Genomic DNA, 6,907 nt, shown 5'->3' on the forward strand with positions numbered 1-6,907 from the left:
CATACAGTGAAAAGTGAACTCTTTGTATCCGCAGGCATCGTCGTCAACCGTCCGATTCCCTCCCTGAAGGATGAGTTGGCGGCCGTCCAACGCACCCTTAATGCCCTCTATTCCGACTACGAGATCCTAGTGATCATACAGGGACCGGTGCTCCAGCAGGTATCCGATGCCCAAGCTGCGGATATCCTCTCGAATATCCCCTGCATCCGCTTCATTCAACTTTCCTTCGCGGTGCCTTCCGACGTAGCGCGGTCCGCCATCGTTGAGAATGCGATCGGCGATTTCGTTCTGTTGTTCGACCTTGCCGCCGATCCCCTTGAATTGATCGCCGAGGCCGTGGCCGCCTGTCAGCGCGGGAGCGATATTATCGTCGGCGTTTCCATTCTGGCGCCTTCCCCGCTGTATCGCCTGGGCCGGCGCATCGCGTCGCCGTTGCTGGCGTCCATCGACTATCAGTTGCCCGCAAACGCAACTGACTTCAGATGCGTAAGCCGGCGGGCGATCAACGCGGTAATCAATACCGGGCGTTCCCATCACCAGCTCAATCTTCGCCTTCAAAAGACCGGCTATCCGTCCCAAGCCATAGCCTACGAACAAAAGGCTGAGGCTCGCCGGGACAGGTCGCTGCCACAAGCCTGCCGACAGTTCCTCCATCTTCTGGTGTTCAATTCATCACGCCCGCTACGATGGATGTCGGGGATTGGTTTGCTGGGCAGCTTAATAGCACTGATCTTCGCCTGCTACAGCGTTTTGATCAATATTTTGAAAGAAAAGGTCATGGAAGGTTGGACAACGACCGTCCTATTCATGTCCATCCAGTTCATGCTGCTGTTCCTTATTCTTGCCTTCATCAGCGAATATCTGGGCCGCCTACTCGATGAGAGACGAGGAATTGCGGAATACGCAGTGGTTTCAGAACGGAACAGCAGGACTATGGTAAACGACCAGCGCGTAAATGTGCTCACCGATTCCGTATAACCGTCGTCCTTAGGACGTGATGCCACCTTAGGATGGACGGCTAGGCTTACTCAAGCCCGCCCCCACATCGGACAAGGCGGAGTGTTCCAATCCATCTCGTCGGGGTGGTACTTGAACATGCCTCAAGGAATTGAATTTACGTGCCTCGCCAGGCCGTCACGGCCAGAACCGGATTTTAAAATGGAGGGACCATGGCGGACGGGCTTATAGGCCATACCGGCTTCGTTGGAACAAATCTTGGCGCCGCCCACACCTTCGCGGGCCTGTTCAATTCCAAGAATATCGCCGAACTCGACGGCAGCCAATTTGATGTGCTGGTCTGCGCCGCGGCCCCTGCTACGATGTGGGCTGCCAATAAGGACCCGGAAAACGACCTCCAAAACATTTACCGGTTACTCTCTCATATTGAGCGAGCCCGGGCGGAACGTTTCGTCCTTATTTCGACGATCGCGGTTCTCGCCGATCCCGTCGGCTTGGATGAAAGCACCAACCGCTTCGAAACAGGTAAGGCTTATGGCCGCAACCGGCGCTTCCTGGAAGAAGCCTGCACGGCCCTATTCCCGCGGTGCCATGTCCTGCGCCTACCCGCGCTCTTTGGCTCCGGCCTGAAAAAAAACTTCCTCTTCGATATATTGAATCCGGCCCCTTCCTTCCTAAGCCAGGAACGCTATAAGGACATGCTCGATCGCCTGCCACACGCAGCGGTCGGCTTGCTGAAAGCGGTTTATGAGTTCGACCAAGGCTTGGCGATGTATCGGTGCGCGCGTGAGCGATTGATCGGCGCGAATCGAGGCCTGTTGGTTGACGCGATGAGAACCGCCGGCTTTACCGCCCTCAACTTCACAAATCCTGATAGCAGTTACCAATATTATGGTTTGGCGCGCCTGTGGTCGGACATCGGTGTTGTCATCCGAAATGAACTGCCCGTGGTACATCTCGCGCCAGAGCCATTGCGTGCCGGTGATATCTATCAATTCGTGACCGGTCATTCCTTCAGCGGGACGGACGCTGCGACCTATCATGAAGATATGAAGACCCTCCATGCTGACTTATTGGGCGGAAGCCGAGGATACATCCAGGACCGCGCATCGGTTCTGAGCGACATCAGCACTTTCTTCAGAAGCCTGGCAGCGTCATGAAACTCGCGGTTTCCAACATTGCGTGGTCCTATCCGCAGCGCCTGGATGCCTACGCCATCCTTCGCGATCATGGCATAACCGGACTTGAGATCGCCCCAGGCTTGTTGTTCGCCGACGAGGTTGATCCGTTCGTTCCCTCTCGGGAGGCCGTTCTGGCACGCCTAAGGGAACTCGACCACTTCGGGCTGCAGCTGGTTTCCATGCAATCGCTGCTGTTCGGCATCGAGGGCGCCGATCTGTTCGGAGAGCCCGCTGCACGGCGCCGCCTGGAACAGGGGCTTGTCCGGGCCATTGAACTAGCAGGCAAACTCCACATCGCCAACTTGGTCTTTGGCTCGCCCAAGCAGCGCGTCATTCCGCCGGGTCTAGCGAAGGATGCGGTCCTTGCAGCCGTAACTGAAATTTTCCGGCCCCTCGGCGACCAAGCTGCGGCCAAACGGACCCATATTGCGCTGGAGCCGAACGCCGCCGCCTATGGCACCAATTTCATGACGACCTTCCAAGAGACTCTGGAAGTCGTGCGCCACATAGGTCACGCGGCTGTAACCTTTAATTTCGACGTTGGTGCACTTTATATGAATCAGGCCTTTGACCAGGTTGTGTCATTCGCGCAAGAAGCGGCGGCGCACATCTCGCACGTTCATGTTTCCTCCGCGCATTTGGCACCGGCGCCGATGAATGAAGAAGACGCGCGTGCCGTCTTCTCGGCACTGAAATCTATCGGCTATGATCGGGCGGTTTCGATTGAAATGAAGGCCTCGCCAAACGCGCTGGAAACGCTCGCCACCTCCGTCGCCCTTCTCAAGGCAGCCGCGACTTTGGAGGGACTCCCTTGAGCCATCATGACCGGTCGGCCTCTGCCGATGCCCACGTTATTTCATTGGAAAAAGGCACCAATGGCAGGGGTTCGACGGGAACAGCGACGCTGTTATCTCCCGAACTGATGCGCTTCGCGTTGGTGATCGGCGGTGGCTTGGTCGTCGATCTCACGGTCGGCTCAATCATCGTCAATGTTGCCGGGCTGTCACTCACCGTCGGCTCCGCCGCAGGATTGCTGACAGGCGCGGTTTTCAACTATATTCTCCATGAATTATGGACATTCCGTCCCCGACAGGGCGGAAACGGCCTGTCGACCAAAAGGGCATCGCTTTACCTGATGACCTCCCTCATTGGCCTGTGCGTTCGCCTGGGCCTAGTTACGGCCATGTATACCTTGGCAACCAGTCACTTGGCTAATCTCGCCGTGCTCGTTGCCGCGGCTGGCGCATCATTCGTGGTCAACTACCTGCTCAGCCGCCTAGTGGTGTTTCGCCGAGCCGGAATCAAATCCAGTTTGAGGGAATAGCGCGATGGAATTTCGTTCCAGCCGGCAAGAGGAAGGCTGGCAAGTCCCCTCGTTTGACGTGAACCTTTTCTGCCCTCGCGGGCACAGGTATGCGCTGGTGATCCCGGTTATCAACGAAGGCGGAAGGATCCGCCGGCAGCTGCAGGCGATTGCCGAGGAATTGCCGCCTGTCGACGTGATCGTGGCCGATGGCGGCTCAACGGACGGGTCGCTCACCGCCGACTTCATCCGCACGCTGCCCATCCGCGCGGTACTGGTGAAAACCGGTCCGGGAAAACTGAGCGCTCAGTTGCGGATGGCCTATTCCTGGTGCCTTGCTGACGGTTACAGCGGCATCATCACTATGGACGGCAACGGCAAGGACGGCGTCGATGCCATTCGGCGCATGTGCGCTAAGCTTGATGAAGGGTATGACTACGTCCAAGGCTCTCGCTACCTTCCGGGAGGGAAGGCGGAGAACACGCCCTTGGAACGGACGATCGGTAATCGGCTGATTCATGCACCGCTGCTCAGCATCGCGGGACGCCACTGGTTCACCGACACGACGAATGGGTTTCGTGCCTATTCACGGCGCTATCTACTGGACCCTCGGGTCGCCCCGTTCCGCGATATTTTCTCGCGATACGAACTGCTTTTCTACCTGACCGCGCGCGCCGGGCAGTTGGGCCTTCGCGTCTGCGAAATTCCGGTCCGCCGCAGTTATCCGGTGGGAGAGGCGACACCGACCAAAATTGCCGGCTTCAAAGGCAAGCTTTCCATTCTGGAGGAGCTGTGGCGCGCCGCCACGGGAGGCTTCAACCCCTGAAGCGCGTGGGGAAAAGGGCGGACGCCACGGCCGACGCGACACCATGCCGCCCCACCCGACCGACCTCTACGGTGAGCGCCCGGCGCATCGCCGGTTGGCGTCTGGAGCGAACCGGCATGTCCCCTTGGTGCCCAACGCCCGGGGGCAGGCCCTGCATGAGCACGCGGCCAGCCAAACATGGCGGGTTGCTCTACCGGACTTCGGGTTTTATCCGGCCAGGGAAATTGGAAGGTGCCCTGCCACAAGCGGACCGCTCACGTCACCGCTGTCGAGCGATGACCGCCGTGCGTCCACTTCTCGGCAAAAGTCGGGAAACTCTGTCTGGAATTGCTGCTCCCACGCCAGGCTGCCGGCATTGGAAAGGCGACGGACCGTGGTGGCCGGCAAAGTCCTTATCCGGGGATGGAGCACTCCCGTGATCGTCCGGTCCATCCAGTTCAACACATTCAGCGGATTCGCCATCAGGTCTTCGTAAAAGAAGCGCTTGGGTGTCATGTCATGATCGCTGAAGTGCTTCTCGAACCCACTTTCGCAGGTCAACAGCCCCATGATCGTTTCCTTGATCCGGTCAGGGTCATAAGCAACTTTGGACAAATATGCGTCACTGTGGTCAGTACTTTGATAGCTGTGAAAAACTCCGCTGGACGCGCTTTTGTAAAGTGATATTCCTTGAGCAATAATGTTCTTTCGTCGCAGGTAGAAGAACGTGATGTCTCGGAATGCGCTGGAGGGAACTCTTGCAAGCTGCTGCATAGCCAGCAGCTGATAGTAGCTTAATTGCACGCCTACGACCCGACAAGGAGAAGCAGAGCTCCGAGCTAACCACTGTGCATAAGTGTTGATATCACGGAGCCCGACTATTTTAGGCGGTGAACACCCCAACGCACGATCTTCTGTCTGGATCCATCCCTCATTGAACCACTCCTGCGGGACACCCAACACATTTGAATTTTTTGCAAGTTCTGTTAGCCATGTACTGCCAGATCGAGCAATAATAAATATTATGTACAATTTATACCGCTTTTTAAGCCTCATTATTGTTTCAAGATTAATAGTGCTATTATCACAAAAAACAGCCTTATAGGGCTCGCATAACTTTAATTCACTCACCATGACGGCCTCTTACAAAAATCTTTTTATGTCACTTTGGCGAAAGGCTAGCAAGAGGCAAAGTAATTTTAAATAGACACCTATTACGCTTTTCTGTTCATTTGCAAATCTGGCTACATATTAAGACATACACCTATTGGATAAGCCGTCGCCTAGTACTACAGTTGTGTTTTTCGCCGTTTGTAATGGGCGAGAGCGGCGCTGAGTTGTTGCCGTCTTCGCCAGTACGACCAGGCCATGGTGAATAGCGTTGTGCAGGCGATGCGAGTATGGTTCTGGCCAGCAGGCAGCGGATCTCTGCAGCGGACGGTAGGAGCGCCGGGGGGCAGTCAGGCGGCGATTGCCGGCGCCGGACTCGTTTCGTTCGGTTTGCTCCAAGCGGATCGGCACAGATCGGCGGCGAGTTGGGCGAGGAAGCCGGCCGCGCCCATGCAGAGGGTCATGTGGCGGTGCCATCCATGCCACGAACGCGCCTCGCAGTGATCGAGGCCCAGATCATCTTTGGCGCGCTGGAAGCATTCCTCGATGGTCCAGCGCAAGCCGGCGGCGGCCGCCAGCTCGGCAAGCGACGTACCCCTTTGGCGCGAAGGCGAAGTAATAGGCGCGTTGATCTGGGGCTTGACGATTGCGCCGGATCAGCACCCATCGCTCGAATTCCGGGGCATGCGCCCAGGAGAGTGGGAAGCGGGCCCAGTCGTAGAGGCGGAGGCCTTTGGTGCCCTCGCCGGTCGGATGTGCCGCCCACCGCGACGGCTCGAGTTGGTCGGCCATGGTGGGCGGCATCGGTACGGGCTAGATGTGGAGCCTCATTAGGTTGTCCCTATCGAGGCCGATACGGCTGATGGGCGGCAATGATTTTAAGCTGCCGTGTGGTCGATGCCAGTTGTATCGGTGGAGCCAGGCTGGCGTAGTAGGCGACTGCGGCCTTCAGGAACGGGACGGAGCTATGGGCTGTCTCGTCCTGCATGATCTGGCTGAAGGCCAGGCGTGATGCGTCATCGATACAGACGTGGACGAACTCCCAGCCGACGCCTCGGCTGTTGCTCTGGCCCGTGCGGTCACCGGTGATACGATGGCCGACTTTCTCGAAGCGGCCCAACTTCTTGATGTCCAGATGGATAAGGTCGCCGGGCGTCTCGCGCTCATAGCGGATGATCGGTTCTTGCGGCTGAAGGTCTTTGGCGCGGCTGAGTTTTGCCGCCCGAAGAATACGGCTGACCGTTGAGCGGGAGACCCCAGCTTCCTGGGCGATCTGCTTGCCGACCAGGCGCTGACGACGCGAGGCGATGATCTGTTCCACCACGGCTGGCGGTGTGGGCTTGCGCAGCCGATGCGGCCTGGAGGATCGATCCTCCAGGCCGGGCAGGCCCATAGCCTGATACCGACCAACCCATTTCCTGACGGTCTTCGCTGTCGTACCGAAGGCCGTCGCCACGTAAGCGTCAGCGGATCACCGCGTTTTTGCCTTTTTCGGCGCTGACCGGCGGGCGGCGATGCGGGCGAGCCTTTGCCTGACCGATTGCTCATGGA

6 protein-coding genes and 2 pseudogenes are annotated in these 6,907 nt (G+C 57.8%); 5 read left to right on the top strand and 3 right to left on the bottom strand.

Annotated features, from left to right (window positions below; genetic code table 11):
• Positions 1 to 6: 6 nt before the first annotated feature.
• The 5 genes from FBZ87_RS22950 to FBZ87_RS22970 all read left to right on the top strand — a co-directional run bounded on the left by FBZ87_RS22950 (position 7) and on the right by FBZ87_RS22970 (position 4,267).
• A complete protein-coding gene (locus FBZ87_RS22950; RefSeq protein ID WP_145612912.1) occupies positions 7 to 978 on the top strand; it encodes a glycosyltransferase family protein in 972 nt (323 codons plus the stop codon).
• A gap of 191 nt (positions 979 to 1,169) precedes the next feature.
• Positions 1,170 to 2,117 (top strand): NAD-dependent epimerase/dehydratase family protein, encoded by a 948-nt coding sequence (locus FBZ87_RS22955; RefSeq protein WP_145612913.1) that lies wholly within the window; start codon positions 1,170 to 1,172, stop codon positions 2,115 to 2,117.
• Complete coding sequence (locus tag FBZ87_RS22960) at positions 2,114 to 2,953, top strand: sugar phosphate isomerase/epimerase family protein (RefSeq protein WP_145612914.1); 840 nt, start codon at positions 2,114 to 2,116, stop codon at positions 2,951 to 2,953. Before FBZ87_RS22955 ends, FBZ87_RS22960 begins: the two co-directional genes overlap by 4 nt.
• Positions 2,950 to 3,462 carry a GtrA family protein gene (locus FBZ87_RS22965; RefSeq protein ID WP_145612915.1) on the top strand — a complete coding sequence of 171 codons (513 nt, stop codon included), beginning with the start codon at positions 2,950 to 2,952 and terminating at the stop codon, positions 3,460 to 3,462. The genes FBZ87_RS22960 and FBZ87_RS22965 overlap by 4 nt, the downstream gene beginning before the upstream one ends.
• Before the next feature lie 4 nt (positions 3,463 to 3,466).
• Positions 3,467 to 4,267: a glycosyltransferase family 2 protein gene (locus tag FBZ87_RS22970; protein WP_145612916.1), complete on the top strand. Its 801-nt coding sequence runs from the start codon at positions 3,467 to 3,469 to the stop codon at positions 4,265 to 4,267.
• Between the two features lie 207 nt (positions 4,268 to 4,474).
• Here FBZ87_RS22970 and FBZ87_RS22975 read toward each other — a convergent pair whose 3' ends face one another.
• The 3 genes and pseudogenes from FBZ87_RS22975 to FBZ87_RS22985 form a co-directional block, all read right to left on the bottom strand.
• Positions 4,475 to 5,380: a Stf0 family sulfotransferase gene (locus FBZ87_RS22975; RefSeq protein WP_145612917.1), complete on the bottom strand. Its 906-nt coding sequence runs from the start codon at positions 5,378 to 5,380 to the stop codon at positions 4,475 to 4,477.
• 326 nt (positions 5,381 to 5,706) lie between these two features.
• Positions 5,707 to 6,157, bottom strand: a pseudogene (locus FBZ87_RS30240) (transposase); the annotation flags it as partial.
• A 12-nt stretch (positions 6,158 to 6,169) separates the two neighbouring features.
• A pseudogene (locus FBZ87_RS22985) lies at positions 6,170 to 6,818 on the bottom strand (helix-turn-helix domain-containing protein); the annotation flags it as partial.
• Between the last annotated feature and the right edge of the window lie 89 nt (positions 6,819 to 6,907).

Origin of the sequence: Nitrospirillum amazonense (assembly GCF_007828035.1) — a bacterium.
Lineage (GTDB): Bacteria > Pseudomonadota > Alphaproteobacteria > Azospirillales > Azospirillaceae > Nitrospirillum > Nitrospirillum amazonense.

Excerpts from the sequence above, each read along its gene's own strand:
- FBZ87_RS22955 (WP_145612913.1), top strand. The coding sequence starts at position 1,170 with ATGGCGGACGGGCTTATAGGCCATACCGGCTTCGTTGGAACAAATCTT.
- FBZ87_RS22960 (WP_145612914.1), top strand. The coding sequence starts at position 2,114 with ATGAAACTCGCGGTTTCCAACATTGCGTGGTCCTATCCGCAGCGCCTG.
- FBZ87_RS22970 (WP_145612916.1), top strand. The coding sequence starts at position 3,467 with ATGGAATTTCGTTCCAGCCGGCAAGAGGAAGGCTGGCAAGTCCCCTCG.
- FBZ87_RS22975 (WP_145612917.1), bottom strand. The coding sequence starts at position 5,380 with ATGGTGAGTGAATTAAAGTTATGCGAGCCCTATAAGGCTGTTTTTTGT.